The 15,394-nt window shown below is 66.9% G+C and carries 10 protein-coding genes; all 10 read right to left on the bottom strand.

Annotation, left to right across the window (positions count from 1 at the left end):
• Window positions 1-79 precede the first annotated feature (79 nt).
• The 10 genes from fusA to Sco07f_RS15350 all read right to left on the bottom strand — a co-directional run bounded on the left by fusA (window position 80) and on the right by Sco07f_RS15350 (window position 15,253).
• A complete protein-coding gene (gene fusA, locus Sco07f_RS15400) occupies window positions 80-2,206 on the bottom strand; it encodes an elongation factor G (RefSeq protein WP_007443929.1) in 2,127 nt (708 codons plus the stop codon).
• Between the two features lie 39 nt (window positions 2,207-2,245).
• Window positions 2,246-2,716 carry a 30S ribosomal protein S7 gene (gene rpsG, locus Sco07f_RS15395; protein ID WP_003974303.1) on the bottom strand — a complete coding sequence of 157 codons (471 nt, stop codon included), beginning with the start codon at window positions 2,714-2,716 and terminating at the stop codon, window positions 2,246-2,248.
• A gap of 2 nt (window positions 2,717-2,718) precedes the next feature.
• Window positions 2,719-3,090 carry a 30S ribosomal protein S12 gene (gene rpsL, locus Sco07f_RS15390; RefSeq protein ID WP_003948652.1) on the bottom strand — a complete coding sequence of 124 codons (372 nt, stop codon included), beginning with the start codon at window positions 3,088-3,090 and terminating at the stop codon, window positions 2,719-2,721.
• A 304-nt stretch (window positions 3,091-3,394) separates the two neighbouring features.
• Window positions 3,395-3,784, bottom strand: a complete 390-nt coding sequence (locus Sco07f_RS15385; protein ID WP_244942059.1) for a hypothetical protein — start codon at window positions 3,782-3,784, stop codon at window positions 3,395-3,397.
• A gap of 508 nt (window positions 3,785-4,292) precedes the next feature.
• Window positions 4,293-4,829 (bottom strand): hypothetical protein, encoded by a 537-nt coding sequence (locus tag Sco07f_RS15380; protein WP_174855364.1) that lies wholly within the window; start codon window positions 4,827-4,829, stop codon window positions 4,293-4,295.
• 160 nt (window positions 4,830-4,989) lie between these two features.
• The gene (locus Sco07f_RS15375; protein ID WP_007443927.1) at window positions 4,990-8,889 is read right to left on the bottom strand and encodes a DNA-directed RNA polymerase subunit beta'; all 3,900 of its coding nucleotides are present in this window, start codon (window positions 8,887-8,889) and stop codon (window positions 4,990-4,992) included.
• A gap of 97 nt (window positions 8,890-8,986) precedes the next feature.
• Window positions 8,987-12,472, bottom strand: a complete 3,486-nt coding sequence (gene rpoB / locus Sco07f_RS15370; protein WP_007443926.1) for a DNA-directed RNA polymerase subunit beta — start codon at window positions 12,470-12,472, stop codon at window positions 8,987-8,989.
• 588 nt (window positions 12,473-13,060) lie between these two features.
• The gene (rplL, locus tag Sco07f_RS15360) at window positions 13,061-13,447 is read right to left on the bottom strand and encodes a 50S ribosomal protein L7/L12 (protein ID WP_007443925.1); all 387 of its coding nucleotides are present in this window, start codon (window positions 13,445-13,447) and stop codon (window positions 13,061-13,063) included.
• Between the two features lie 117 nt (window positions 13,448-13,564).
• Complete coding sequence (gene rplJ / locus Sco07f_RS15355; protein WP_007443924.1) at window positions 13,565-14,095, bottom strand: 50S ribosomal protein L10; 531 nt, start codon at window positions 14,093-14,095, stop codon at window positions 13,565-13,567.
• A gap of 315 nt (window positions 14,096-14,410) precedes the next feature.
• Window positions 14,411-15,253 carry an SCO4651 family lipoprotein gene (locus Sco07f_RS15350; RefSeq protein ID WP_007443922.1) on the bottom strand — a complete coding sequence of 281 codons (843 nt, stop codon included), beginning with the start codon at window positions 15,251-15,253 and terminating at the stop codon, window positions 14,411-14,413.
• Window positions 15,254-15,394 lie beyond the last annotated feature (141 nt).

Below are 15,394 nucleotides of genomic sequence, written 5' to 3'. Positions count from 1 at the left end.
TTGGCGACGGAATGCCCCTTGCAGGCTCCGGGGTCAAGCCTAAAGCGTGTTCACGGGGTCCGTTGAACGGAGTGGCCCGTTACTCGCCCTTGGCCTTCGCGATGATCTCCTCGGCGACGTTCCGGGGAACCTCGGCGTAGGAGTCGAACTGCATCGAGTAGCTTGCGCGACCCGACGTCTTGCTGCGGAGGTCGCCGACGTAGCCGAACATCTCCGACAGGGGCACGAGGCCCTTGACGACACGGGCGCCCGCACGCTCCTCCATGGCCTGGATCTGGCCACGGCGGGAGTTGATGTCGCCGATGACCTCACCCATGTAGTCCTCGGGCGTGGTGACCTCGACGGCCATCATCGGCTCCAGGAGCACGGGCGAAGCCTTGCGCGCGGCCTCCTTGAAGGCCTGCGAACCGGCGATCTTGAAGGCGAGCTCGGAGGAGTCGACCTCGTGGTAGCCACCGTCGATGAGCGTGACGCGGACGCCCGTCATCTCGTAGCCGGCCAGGATGCCGAACTGCATGGCCTCCTGCGCACCGGCGTCCACCGAAGGGATGTACTCCCTCGGGATGCGGCCACCCGTGACCTTGTTCACGAACTCGTACGAGGCGTCGCCGCCCTCGATCGGCTCGATCGCGATCTGCACCTTGGCGAACTGACCGGTACCACCGGTCTGCTTCTTGTGGGTGTAGTCCACGCGCTCGACGGTCTTGCGGATCGTCTCGCGGTACGCGACCTGCGGCTTGCCGACGTTGGCCTCGACCTTGAACTCGCGCTTCATCCGGTCGACCAGCACCTCGAGGTGAAGCTCGCCCATACCGCCGATGACGGTCTGGCCGGTCTCCTCGTTGGTGTGAACCTGGAAGGAGGGGTCCTCCTCCGCGAGACGCTGGATGGCGACACCCAGCTTCTCCTGGTCGCCCTTGGACTTGGGCTCGATCGCGACCTCGATGACCGGCGCCGGGAAGTCCATGGACTCCAGGATCACCGGGTTCTTGTCGTCGGACAGCGTCTCACCGGTGGTGGTCTGCTTCAGGCCCATGACGGCGACGATGTCGCCGGCGCCCACCGACTCGATCTCCTCACGCTTGTTGGCGTGCATGCGGTAGATCTTGCCGATGCGCTCCTTCTTGCCCTTGACGGAGTTCAGCACGGCGGTGCCGGACACCAGGCGGCCCGAGTAGACCCGGACGAAGGTGAGCTTGCCGAGGTGCGGGTCGCTCATGATCTTGAACGCCAGCGCGGCCAGCGGCTCGTCCTCGGACGGCTTGCGCTTGACGACGGCCTCGGGGTCCTTGACGTCGTGGCCCTCGATGGCCTCGACGTCGAGCGGGGTCGGCAGGTAGCGCACGACCGCGTCGAGCAGGGGCTGGACGCCCTTGTTCTTGAACGCGGTGCCGCAGAACACGGGGGTGACCGTGGTCTCGTCGGACTTGCCGGACGCGATGGTGATACGACGGATCGCGGCGTACAGCTGCTCCTCGGTGGGCTCCTGGCCCTCCAGGAACAGCTCCATGATCTCTTCGTCGTTCTCCGCGACGGCCTCGACCAGCTTGCCGCGCCACTCCTCGGCGGCCTCGGTGTGCGTGGCCGGGATGTCGACGGTCTCGTACATCTCGCCCTTGGCCGCGTCGGCGGACCACACGAGCGCCTTCATGCGGACGAGGTCCACGACGCCCTGGAAGTCGGCCTCGGCACCGATCGGGAGCTGCATGACGAGCGGCTGGGCGCCCAGGCGGTCCGAGATCATCTCCACGCAGCGGTGGAACTCGGCGCCGGTACGGTCCAGCTTGTTCACGAAGCAGATGCGGGGCACGCCGTAACGGTCGGCCTGACGCCACACCGTCTCGGACTGGGGCTCGACACCGGCGACACCGTCGAACACGGTCACGGCACCGTCGAGCACACGCAGGGAACGCTCCACCTCGACGGTGAAGTCGACGTGCCCCGGGGTGTCGATGATGTTGATCGTGTAGTCGTTGTCCTCGAGCGGCCAGTGACAGGTGGTCGCAGCAGACGTGATCGTGATGCCACGCTCCTGCTCCTGCTCCATCCAGTCCATCGTGGCGGCGCCGTCGTGGACCTCACCGATCTTGTACGAGACGCCGGTGTAGAACAGGATCCGCTCGGTGGTGGTCGTCTTGCCCGCGTCGATGTGGGCCATGATCCCGATGTTGCGGACCTTGGCCAGGTCAAGTGAAGTGGTAGCCATAAGGCTTCAGTCTTCTCTCGGTCTCGATGTGGGTAGCGACTACCAGCGGTAGTGCGCGAAGGCCTTGTTGGACTCGGCCATCTTGTGCGTGTCCTCGCGCTTCTTCACAGCGGCGCCGAGGCCGTTGGAGGCGTCGAGGAGCTCGTTCAGCAGACGCTCGGTCATGGTCTTCTCGCGACGGGCGCGGGAGTAACCGACGAGCCAGCGCAGGGCGAGCGTGTTCGCACGGCCCGGCTTGACCTCGATCGGGACCTGGTAGGTCGCGCCACCGACACGGCGGGACTTGACCTCGAGGGTCGGCTTGATGTTCTCGAGAGCGCGCTTGAGCGTGATGACCGGGTCGTTGCCGGTCTTCTCGCGCAGACCCTCCATGGCGCCGTAGACGATGCGCTCGGCGGTGGAGCGCTTGCCGTTCAGCAGCACCTTGTTGATCAGGGAGGTCACCAGAGGAGAACCGTAGACCGGGTCGATGATGACCGGGCGCTTCGGGGCGGGGCCCTTACGAGGCATTCTTACTTCTCCTTCTTGGCGCCGTAGCGGCTGCGGGCCTGCTTGCGGTTCTTGACACCCTGGGTGTCGAGGGAACCGCGGATGATCTTGTAACGAACACCCGGCAGGTCCTTCACACGGCCGCCGCGCACGAGCACGATGGAGTGCTCCTGCAGGTTGTGCCCCTCACCCGGAATGTAAGCGGTGACCTCGATCCCGCTGGTCAGACGCACACGCGCGACCTTACGCAGGGCCGAGTTCGGCTTCTTCGGGGTGGTCGTGAACACACGCGTGCAGACGCCACGACGCTGGGGCGAACCCTCGAGTGCGGGCGTCTTGTTCTTCTCGACCTTGTCCTGCCGGCCCTTCCGGACCAGCTGCTGGATCGTAGGCACTACTTCTCCGGTTTCTGTGTGCCGAATGGTGAAGCTAACCTGGAACGCCACCGACCCACGCGGTCGGGTGTGTCGAAACCGCGGGCTCCGCCCGCGAGGCGGTAGGAGACGCGGAATGCGGTGGCCACATACGGCCCCGGTGCGGTTGTAGGCACGCACGAGGCCAGGGCACACCCCAGGCACAAGGTCTGAGCGTACCTATCGCATTCGCTGCGGTCAAAACAAATGGGCGACACCGGCCACCGCGCCCGTTTCGCCCTGCTTCGTCCAGATCTCCTCAGGCTCCCGGCGGCACCGCCGACGGTCAGACCAGCGCCACCCCGCCGACGCAGCCCAGCACGGCACCCGTCAGGCTCAGCGCGAGGAGGGCGTTGCGCGTGCTCTCCTGCGCGGGTCCCGACGCCGGCACCGGGCCGCCGCGGTCCAGCCGCACCCCTCGCAGCAGCAGCGCGGCCCCCCAGCGGCCGAACAGCCACCGCCCGTAGAGCGCACCCGGCAGAGCCGCGAGCAGCACTCCGACGACCGCCATGACGGCCCGGCTCGCGGAGTCGTCGGCGAAGAACACGGCCGACCACAGGAAGCGCGCCCCGAGGACCACTCCCAGCACGAAGGGCACGACGGCCGCCGGCATCGGCCCACGGACGCCCTCCCGCCACAGATGTGCCAGCAGCGCCAGTGCGGCGACCAATGCCACCCAGGGCCCCGCCAGCCCGTACCCGGTGCCCTCCGGGCACGGCACACCGACCCGCGGACCGCAGTTCGAGGCCCGCCCGGCGAAATCCCACAGAAATGTCCCGAAGCCGCCTGCCCCGCCCCAGATCAGGAAATTCAGAACGAGGACTATTGCTCCGGAGACAAACACGCTGTTCGGCACCGCTTCTTCGTCGAGCACATTCCCCTCCCCCAGCCCACCCGAACTCACAGGTTCACCACACGTACGCGCCCAGCAACCCCGAGGCCCGGAAAATCAGGCTCGGCATCCACGACCCAGCGCACCTCTCGCCCTTCGGGCGTGAGCTACACGCAGACGATCCTGCGCGGCCGGGCCGTGCAGCCCTCATGGATGCGGTCCACACAAGTCGCCACACCGCTCACCCCGTTGCGCTTCTGACTTGTCTCCACGTAAAGGATTCTCAGCCCGAAAGGCATGAGAAGCACCGGCCATCGACATGTCCCTGCTCGGAATTCCATCGGCCATCAGGTCAAACGAGCAGGCCCACCACTTGTCCCACCGTCATGAAGAGCCCGAGGAGCAGCACCGGCACACCGAGCAGGACGATGCCCGCCCCTCGCCACACCAGGGTCCGGGTCGCCAAGGTACAGACGGCCCGGTCCGGTTCCGCGGGGTCGTAGACGACCTTGATGCGCTCGGGACGACCACCACCGAGCGTCGGTGTGGCGTAGTCGGCCACGATCTCGTGTTCGCCGCCCTGAAGGTCGGTGTACCGGAAGTACTTCTTCTGCCCACCGCCGTGGGAGAACCGCGCCACGACGCCGATCCCCCGCTTCCTCAGCGCGAGCCGTCGGCGCGCCGCCGAGAGCCCGATTCCGAGGAGGAGGACGCCGAGAGCGAGCGGCCCTGTACCGGTCGCCCACATGACCAACCGGAACGTCTCCCCCGCCAGCGCCAGCCCGGCGATGCCGCCCAGATAGGCGACCAGGACGACGGACACCTGAACCCGGCTGCGCCGCTTCCCGCGGGTGGCCGCCTCCGGCACACGCTCGGCCCGACGGAGCATGCCCCGTCCCCCTCCCCGAACAGGCACCACGCGGCGCCCGTTCCCCCACCCCGACGCCCCTTCGCACGGGACGGGCACAGGCTATCGGCACAGCCGAAGGGCGGTCACCCTCGTCGAGGGTGACCGCCCTTCGTTCTCAGCGCCTGGTCAGGCGACCCGCCTACTGGTTGTACGGACCGTAGTCGTAGTCCTCCAGCGGAACGGCCTGGCCGGAGCCCGTGCCGAACGGCGAGTAGTCGATGTCGTCGTAGCCGACGGCCGAGTACATCGCGGCCTTGGCCTCCTCGGTCGGCTCCACCCGGATGTTGCGGTAGCGGGACAGACCCGTACCGGCCGGGATGAGCTTACCGATGATGACGTTCTCCTTGAGGCCGATGAGGCTGTCGGACTTGGCGTTGATCGCCGCATCCGTCAGGACTCGGGTCGTCTCCTGGAAGGAGGCGGCCGACAGCCAGGATTCCGTCGCCAGCGAGGCCTTGGTGATACCCATCAGCTGCGGACGACCGGAGGCCGGGTGACCGCCCTCCTGGACCACACGACGGTTCTCGGTCTCGAACTTGGTCCGCTCGACCAGCTCGCCGGGCAGCAGCTCGGCGTCGCCGGACTCGATGATCGTCACGCGGCGCAGCATCTGCCGGATGATGATCTCGATGTGCTTGTCGTGGATCGACACGCCCTGCGAGTTGTAGACCTTCTGGACCTCGCCGACCAGGTGGACCTGGACGGCACGCTGACCCAGGATGCGCAGCACGTCGTGCGGGTTGGTGGCACCCACGGTGAGCTTCTGGCCCACCTCGACGTGGTCGCCCTCGCCCACCAGCAGACGGGCACGCTTCGAGATCGGGAACGCCGTCTCGTCGCTGCCGTCGTCGGGGGTGACGACGATCTTCTTCGTCTTCTCGGTCTCCTCGATCCGGACGCGGCCGGAGGCCTCGGAGATCGGGGCGACACCCTTCGGGGTACGGGCCTCGAAGAGCTCGACGACACGCGGCAGACCCTGCGTGATGTCGTCACCGGCCACACCACCGGTGTGGAAGGTACGCATCGTCAGCTGGGTGCCGGGCTCACCGATGGACTGGGCGGCGATGATGCCGACCGCCTCACCGATGTCGACCAGCTTGCCGGTGGCCAGCGAGCGGCCGTAGCACATGGCGCAGGTGCCGACCTGGGACTCGCAGGTCAGGATCGAGCGGGTCTTGACCTCCTCGACGCCGTGGGCGACCAGGGCGTCGATGAGCACGTCACCGAGGTCGACGTTGGCCGGCGCGATGACCTTGCCGTCGATGACGACGTCCTCGGCGAGCATGCGGGCGTAGACGCTGGTCTCGACGTCCTCCGCCTTGCGCAGCACGCCGTCGGCGCCGCGCTCGGCGATCCGCAGCCTGAGACCGCGCTCGGTGCCGCAGTCCTCCTCGCGAATGATGACGTCCTGGGAGACGTCGACCAGACGACGCGTGAGGTAACCCGAGTCGGCGGTACGCAGAGCGGTGTCCGCCAGACCCTTACGGGCACCGTGCGTGGAGATGAAGTACTCCAGCACGGACAGGCCCTCACGGAAGGACGCCTTGATGGGACGCGGGATCGTCTCGTTCTTGGCGTTCGACACCAGACCGCGCATACCGGCGATCTGACGCATCTGCATCATGTTTCCGCGAGCACCCGAGTTCACCATCATGGAGACCGGGTTGGTCTTCGGGAAGTTGTCGTTCATCGCCTCGGCGACCTCGTTGGTCGCCTTGGTCCAGATCGCGATGAGCTCCTGCGTGCGCTCTTCCTTGGTGATCAGACCGCGCTCGTACTGCTTCTGGACCTTCTCGTCCTGCGCCTCGTAGCCGCGGACGATCTCCTTCTTCGCGTCGGGGACGACGATGTCGGAGATGGCCACGGTGACGCCGGAACGGGTGGCCCAGAAGAAGCCGGCCGCCTTCAGGTTGTCGAGCGTCGCCGCCACGATGACCTTCGGGTAGCGCTCGGCGAGGTCGTTGACGATCTCGGAGAGCTGCTTCTTGCCGACCTCGTAGTCGACGAACGGGTAGTCCTCGGGCAGCAGCTCGTTGAAGAGCGCGCGGCCCAGCGTGGTCTTCAGGGTGAAGGTGTCACCCTGCTGCCACTCGGGCTCACCCTCCTCGCGGGCCGGGGGCTCGAAGCCGCGCGGCGGGATGGTGCCCACCGGGAAGCGGATGTCGACCTTCGCCTGAAGCGTCAGGTCGCCCGCGTCGAACGCCATGATCGCCTCGGCGGCGGACCCGAAGGCACGGCCCTCACCCTTGGGGCCACGCCCCTCGGAGTCGGTGGTGAGGAAGAACAGACCGAGGACCATGTCCTGGGTCGGCATCGTCACCGGACGGCCGTCGGCCGGCTTCAGGATGTTGTTCGAGGACAGCATCAGGATGCGGGCCTCGGCCTGCGCCTCCGCGGAGAGCGGCAGGTGCACGGCCATCTGGTCACCGTCGAAGTCCGCGTTGAACGCGGTGCAGACGAGCGGGTGGATCTGGATGGCCTTGCCCTCGACCAGCTGCGGCTCGAAGGCCTGGATGCCGAGGCGGTGCAGGGTGGGCGCACGGTTCAGCAGAACCGGGTGCTCCGCGATGACCTCTTCGAGCACGTCGTACACGACCGTGCGGCCGCGCTCGACCATGCGCTTGGCGCTCTTGATGTTCTGCGCGTGGTTCAGGTCGACCAGGCGCTTCATCACGAACGGCTTGAAGAGCTCCAGCGCCATGGCCTTGGGCAGACCGCACTGGTGCAGCTTCAGCTGCGGGCCGACGACGATGACGGAACGCGCCGAGTAGTCGACTCGCTTGCCGAGCAGGTTCTGACGGAAGCGGCCCTGCTTGCCCTTGAGCATGTCGGACAGCGACTTCAGCGGACGGTTGCCGGGACCCGTCACCGGGCGGCCGCGGCGGCCGTTGTCGAAGAGCGCGTCGACGGCCTCCTGGAGCATGCGCTTCTCGTTGTTCACGATGATCTCGGGCGCGCCGAGGTCGAGAAGCCGCTTCAGGCGGTTGTTGCGGTTGATGACACGGCGGTACAGGTCATTCAGGTCGGAGGTCGCGAAGCGGCCACCGTCCAGCTGCACCATCGGACGCAGGTCCGGCGGGATGACCGGCACGCAGTCCAGCACCATGCCCTTGGGGCTGTTGCTGGTCTGCAGGAACGCGGAGACGACCTTGAGGCGCTTGAGCGCACGGGTCTTCTTCTGGCCCTTGCCGGTGCGGATGATCTCGCGGAGGCGCTCGGCCTCCTCGTCGAGGTCGAAGGACTCCAGGCGCTTCTGCAGCGCGGCGGCGCCCATCGAACCGTCGAAGTAGGTACCGAAGCGGTCGCGCAGCTCGCGGTAGAGCAGCTCGTCGCCCTCGAGGTCCTGGACCTTGAGGTTCTTGAACCGGTTCCACACCTCGTCGAGGCGGTCGATCTCGCGCTGCGCACGGTCGCGCAGCTGCTTCATCTCACGCTCGGCGCCCTCGCGCACCTTGCGGCGCACGTCGGCCTTGGCGCCCTCGGCCTCCAGCTCGGCGAGGTCCGTCTCGAGCTTCTTGGCGCGGGCCTCCAGGTCGGAGTCGCGGCGCTGCTCGATCTGCTGGCGCTCGACGGAGACGTGGGCCTCCAGCGAGGGCAGGTCGCGCGTGCGGCGCTCCTCGTCCACGAAGGTGATCATGTACGCGGCAAAGTAGATGACCTTCTCGAGGTCCTTCGGCGCCAGGTCCAGCAGGTAGCCCAGGCGCGACGGGACGCCCTTGAAGTACCAGATGTGGGTGACGGGAGCGGCCAGCTCGATGTGGCCCATCCGCTCACGGCGCACCTTGGCGCGAGTGACCTCGACGCCGCAGCGCTCACAGATGATGCCCTTGAAGCGGACGCGCTTGTACTTGCCGCAGTAGCACTCCCAGTCCCGGGTCGGACCGAAGATCTTCTCGCAGAAGAGTCCGTCCTTCTCGGGCTTGAGGGTGCGGTAGTTGATGGTCTCGGGCTTCTTGACCTCGCCGTGGCTCCACTGACGGATGTCGTCAGCGGTGGCCAGACCGATCCGGAGCTCGTCGAAGAAGTTGACGTCGAGCACTATGCGTCAATCCCTCTCAGGGTTGTAAGTCTGTGGTCTGAAACGGGGGTCGCGGGATCGGCGGGGCCTGTGGATGACAGGCCCCGCCTGACTCCCGTCAGACCTCTTCGACGCTGCTCGGCTCGCGCCGCGACAGGTCGATGCCGAGCTCCTCCGCTGCGCGGAAGACGTCCTCGTCGGTGTCACGCATCTCGATGGACATGCCGTCCGAGGACAGCACCTCCACGTTGAGGCACAGGGACTGCATCTCCTTGATGAGCACCTTGAAGGACTCGGGGATGCCGGGCTCAGGGATGTTCTCGCCCTTGACGATGGCCTCGTAGACCTTCACGCGGCCGGTCACGTCGTCGGACTTGATCGTCAGCAGCTCCTGGAGGGCGTACGCGGCGCCGTATGCCTCCAGCGCCCACACCTCCATCTCACCGAAGCGCTGGCCACCGAACTGGGCCTTACCACCCAGCGGCTGCTGGGTGATCATCGAGTACGGGCCGGTCGACCGGGCGTGCAGCTTGTCGTCGACCAGGTGGTGGAGCTTGAGGATGTACATGTACCCGACCGAGATCGGGTCCGGGAACGGCTCACCGCTGCGGCCGTCGAACAGCCGCGCCTTGCCGGTCGGGAGCACCATGCGCTCGCCGTCCCGGTTCGGGATGGTGTGCTGGAGCAGGCCGGCCAGCTCGTCCTCGCGCGCACCGTCGAAGACCGGGGTGGCGACGTTGGTGCCGGGCTCGACCTTGTCGGCGCCGATGGCCTGGAGGCGCTGCGCCCACTCCTCCGCGAGGCCGGAGACGTCCCAGCCGCGGCTGGCGAGCCAGCCGAGGTGGATCTCCAGGACCTGTCCCGGGTTCATTCGGGACGGGACACCCAGCGGGTTCAGGATGATGTCGACGGGCGTGCCGTCCTCCAGGAACGGCATGTCCTCGATCGGGTTGATCTTGGAGATGACGCCCTTGTTGCCGTGCCGGCCGGCGAGCTTGTCACCGTCGGTGATCTTGCGCTTCTGCGCCACGTACACGCGCACCAGCTGGTTCACACCGGGGGGAAGCTCGTCGCCCTCCTCGCGGTCGAAGACGCGGACGCCGATGACCTTGCCGATCTCGCCGTGCGGGACCTTCAGCGAGGTGTCGCGGACCTCACGGGCCTTCTCACCGAAGATCGCGCGGAGCAGGCGCTCCTCCGGCGTCAGCTCGGTCTCGCCCTTGGGCGTGACCTTGCCGACGAGGATGTCGCCGGCGACGACCTCGGCACCGATGCGGATGATGCCGCGCTCGTCGAGGTCGGCGAGGACCTCCTCGGAGACGTTCGGGATGTCCCGGGTGATCTCCTCGGGGCCGAGCTTGGTGTCACGGGCGTCGACCTCGTGCTCCTCGATGTGGATCGAGGAGAGGACGTCGTCCTGCACGAGGCGCTGCGACAGGATGATCGCGTCCTCGTAGTTGTGACCCTCCCACGGCATGAACGCGACCAGCAGGTTCTTGCCGAGCGCCATCTCGCCGTTCTCGGTGGCCGGACCGTCGGCCAGGACCTGGCCCTCGATGATCCGGTCGCCCTCGGCGACGATGACCTTCTGGTTGACCGAGGTGCCCTGGTTGGACCGGGAGAACTTGGCCAGGCGGTACGTGATGTACGTGCCGTCGTCGTTGGTCGTGGTGATGTAGTCCGCGGAGACCTCCTGGACCACACCCGCCTTCTCGGCCTTGACCACGTCACCGGCGTCGGCGGCGGAGCGGTACTCCATGCCGGTGCCGACGAGCGGGGACTCGCTCTTGATGAGCGGCACGGCCTGACGCATCATGTTCGCGCCCATGAGGGCACGGTTGGCGTCGTCGTGCTCGAGGAACGGGATCATCGCGGTCGCGACCGACACCATCTGGCGCGGCGAGACGTCCATGTAGTCGACGTCGTCACCGGGGACGTAGTCGACCTCGCCGCCACGGCGGCGGACCAGGACGCGGGCCTCGGAGAAGCGCAGGTCGTCGTTGAGCGTGGCGTTGGCCTGCGCGATGACGAAGCGGTCCTCCTCGTCGGCGGTCAGGTAGTCCACGTCGTCCGTGACCTGGCCGTCGACGACCTTGCGGTACGGCGTCTCGATGAAGCCGAAGGGGTTGATCCGGCCGTACGAGGCGAGCGAGCCGATCAGACCGATGTTCGGGCCTTCGGGCGTCTCGATCGGGCACATGCGGCCGTAGTGCGACGGGTGCACGTCGCGGACCTCGAAGCCGGCCCGCTCACGGGAGAGACCACCCGGGCCGAGGGCGTTCAGACGACGCTTGTGCGTCAGCCCCGACAGCGGGTTGTTCTGGTCCATGAACTGGGACAGCTGGCTGGTGCCGAAGAACTCCTTGATGGAGGCGACGACCGGCCGGATGTTGATCAGAGTCTGCGGCGTGATCGCCTCGACGTCCTGGGTGGTCATGCGCTCGCGCACGACGCGCTCCATACGGGCGAGACCCGTGCGGACCTGGTTCTGGATCAGCTCGCCGACGTTGCGGATGCGGCGGTTGCCGAAGTGGTCGATGTCGTCGGTCTCGACGACGATCTCCCGGCCCGACTCGCCGACCGTCTCGGTCTCACCGGCGTGCAGCTTCACCAGGTACTTGATGGTGGCGATGACGTCGTCGGTGGTGAGCACGCCGGCGTCCAGCGGCTCCTCCGCGCCGAGCTTCTTGTTCACCTTGTAGCGGCCGACCTTGGCGAGGTCGTAGCGCTTCGGGTTGAAGTAGAGGTTCTCGAGCAGCGTCTGCGCGGCCTCACGCGTGGGGGGCTCGCCCGGACGCAGCTTGCGGTAGATGTCGAGCAGCGCGTCGTCCTGGCCCTGGGTGTGGTCCTTCTCCAGGGTGGCGCGCATGGACTCGTACTCGCCGAACTCCTCGAGGATCTGCTCGGTGGTCCAGCCGAGGGCCTTGAGGAGGACGGTCACGGACTGCTTGCGCTTGCGGTCGATGCGCACACCGACCATGTCGCGCTTGTCGATCTCCATCTCCAGCCAGGCACCCCGGGACGGGATGATCTTGGCGGAGAAGATGTCCTTGTCGGACGTCTTGTCGATGGAGGAGTCGAAGTAGACACCCGGCGAACGGACCAGCTGCGACACGACGACACGCTCGGTGCCGTTGATGACGAAGGTGCCCTTGTTGGTCATGAGCGGGAAGTCGCCCATGAAGACCGTCTGGGACTTGATCTCGCCGGTCTCGTTGTTGGTGAACTCGGCGGTGACGAAGAGCGGCGCCGCGTACGTGAAGTCGCGGTCCTTGCACTCGTCGATGCTGTTCTTCGGGGGCTCGAAACGGTGGTCGCGGAACGTCAGCGACATCGACCCGGAGAAGTCCTCGATCGGGGAGATCTCCTCGAAGATCTCCTCCAGACCGGACTTGGTGGGGACGTCCTGACCGGACTCCAGAGCCGACTCGACGCGAGCCTTCCAGGCGTCGTTGCCGAGCAGCCAGTCGAAGCTCTCGGTTTGCAGCGCGAGAAGGTTCGGAACCTCGAGGGGCTCCTTGATCTTTGCAAAGGAGATGCGCAGCGGGGCGGTGCTGGCAGCGTTGTTCGTATTCGCGGTCGAGGCATTGCGCGAGGCGGCCAAGAGGGGGTCCTTCCGAGGGCTCGGACTCACTACGCGCGTACCGGCCCCTCATCCGTGCACGGAGACAGGGGGTGCCTGATGTGGCTGAAGAGCCAGGTCAGGCATGCTCTGGTCGTCTGTGCTCGGGCGAGGGCAGACCCCTGGTGACGGGCAGGGGGCAGCTAACAGGCAGCGCAAAGGGTCAGTGTAGCCACTTGGCTCACTGATGTCCAGTGCGGTTCTCGGGGACCGTGTTCGCTCCTCGTTGTTCTCACCACCTGTGCGGCAAGGCCTCGCCCTCAACGCACCCAGATACTGCCCTCTTCGCCGTCGATCCATGCCTCGGATTCGGATCCTTTGACGACGCCCTGAGAATTGCGCGCTGCGTGCGGTTCGTCAAGGCCCCCCTTGGCCCGAACCGGTTGCCTCCAGCGGCTCTCAGGGCCCCGGAGACGGCACGACGAAGATCACCCTACTCTTCACCGTCACACGTGCAAGGCAGCCGCCGCCGGACCCCCGGTACGCCGAAGAGCGACCACCCGGATGGATGATCGCTCTTCGGTGCTACGGCGTTACAGACCCTGACGGATCCGTGGTGCCGGTGCGGTCTTACTTGACCTCGACGGAGGCGCCGGCGCCCTCGAGGGACTCCTTGGCCTTCTCGGCAGCGTCCTTGGCGACCTTCTCGAGGACGGGCTTCGGGGCGCCGTCCACGAGGTCCTTGGCCTCCTTCAGACCCAGGGAGGTCAGCTCGCGCACGACCTTGATGACCTGGATCTTCTTGTCGCCGGCACCGGTGAGGATGACGTCGAACTCGTCCTTCTCCTCCGGGGCGTCGGCAGCGGCGGCACCGGCACCACCGGCGACGACGACCGGGGCGGCCGCGGCGGCGGTGACGTCGAACTTCTCCTCGAAGGCCTTCACGAACTCGGAGAGCTCGATGAGGGTCATCTCCTCGAACTGGGCGAGCAGGTCGTCCTGGCTGAGCTTCGCCATGATGGCGGTCCTTCCACTAATTCGGCAGGTGCCGGATGTACGGGGTGTGGCGGGCGTACGTCGGCCCGCTGCGATCCGTGCCGCGCTCAGGCGGCCCGGACCAGAAAGCGAGCCGAGTTACTCGGCACCGCCCTGCTCGTCCTGCTTGGCACGGAGCGCGTCCACGGTGCGGACGAGCTTCGACGGCAGCGCCTGGAAGACAGAGGCAGCCTGGGACTGCTTGCCCTTCATGGCACCGGCCAGCTTGGAGAGCAGAACCTCGCGGGACTCGAGGTCCGCAAGCTTCTTGATCTCGTCGGCGGACATCGCCTTGCCGTCAAGGACACCGCCCTTGATGACGAGATTCGGGTTGTCCTTGGCGAAGTCGCGCAGACCCTTCGCCGACTCCACCGGGTCACCGGTGACGAAGGCGACGGCCGTCGGACCAGCGAAGAGCTGGTCGTCGAGCGTGATCCCGGCCTCGTTGGCCGCAATCTTGGTCAGCGTGTTCTTCACCACGGCGTACTGGGCGTTCTCACCGAGCGACCGGCGCAGCGTCTTGAGCTGCGCCACGGTGAGACCGCGGTACTCGGTCAGCACGGCGGCGTTGGAGCTGCGGAACTTGTCCGTCAGCTCGGCAACCGCGGCAGCCTTCTCGGGCGTCGCCATAGAGCCTCGGCCTCCTTCCGGGTGATTCGGACCGCGCGGACCCGAAGGAGGACTGGGGAAAACGAAACGCCCCGGCGCAGGCGCTCGGGGCGTGGCTCGACCGATCGTCATCCGCACGGGGCGGGGACTTCCGGGAGCTTATCCACAGTCACCTGCGCGGGTCGTCCGCAATTCAGCGGATCCTTCGGCCACCGTGCCTCTTTCGAACACACGGCAACGACCAGCGGTCTTTGGCTTCTGTGGAAGCGTACGTGAACGGGGCAGTGTCAAGCAAATCCGCCCCCGCGGCGACCGGACGGGCCGGGCGCCGGCGTCTCAGCCCTGCTGGGCCTCCTTCATCATCTCGGCCAGGTCGGCGACCTCCGCGGCGGGCGGGGCGGTGACCTTCACGGGCTCGTTGACCCCGAGGAAGGTGAAGGTCATGTCCAGCGGGCCCTTGTCCGCGTCGGCCCGCATGCGGAACTGCTTGGTCTGGTCGTCGCCGTCGACCCACATGTCCATGGTGAGCTTGTCGACGCCCATCTTCTCGTACTGCTCGAGGCTCTTCTCGCGCTTCTCCCGGGTGGCCTCGTCCTCGTCCCCGATGGACTTCTCCAGGTCGGCGAGGGCGACGGTGCCCTTGTAGTGGGTGGTCTTCACGCCGTCGACGGTCTCGGTGCCGACCTTCTCCACGTCCTTGGCCCCGGTGAGGAAGGTGGACTCGGTCGCCGGGTTCTTGTCGGCCTGGGAGGCGCTGCCCATCTGGTTCATCTGCTCGTCGACGCCCGTGCCGGACAGGTCGAACTTGATCCAGCGCTTGCCGTCCATCTCCTTGGCCGCCTCGGGGCCGCCACCGATGTACATGGCCTTGTCGACGAGCCGGATCTCCGCGGTGCCCTCGGCGCCCTGGTCGAGCGCCGTCATCTTCATGCTCATCGCGAGCGTCGGCTTGATCTGCATCTCGGCCTCGGCCTTGATGCGGCCTTCCTCGGGGGTCTTGCCGGTCAGGCGGTAGTGGAGGGAGTCGATCTCCTCCGAGTTCTTCGCCGCCTTGGCGACGGCGGCCGCGGGCGTCATCTCCGGGGACTCGGAGTCGTCCTTGGAGCAGCCCACCGCCCCGGCGGCGAGCAGCAGTGCGGCGAGACCGGCGCCGGCGGGCACGCGTACGGAAGTCTTCATCGGTATCCCCCCACGGGATTCAGGGAGCACAAGAGGCACGGTCGTCACAGGAAACGCACCGCTGCTCCACAGGAGTTCTCCACAACAAGGACGCGAGCGTAGCCGAATCGGTTCGAACGATCTTGTGAATTCCGCCCGGCG

The organism is Streptomyces coelicoflavus (assembly GCF_003112555.1).
Classification (GTDB): domain Bacteria; phylum Actinomycetota; class Actinomycetes; order Streptomycetales; family Streptomycetaceae; genus Streptomyces; species Streptomyces coelicoflavus.
This window is presented reverse-complemented; position numbering and strand designations above follow the sequence as displayed.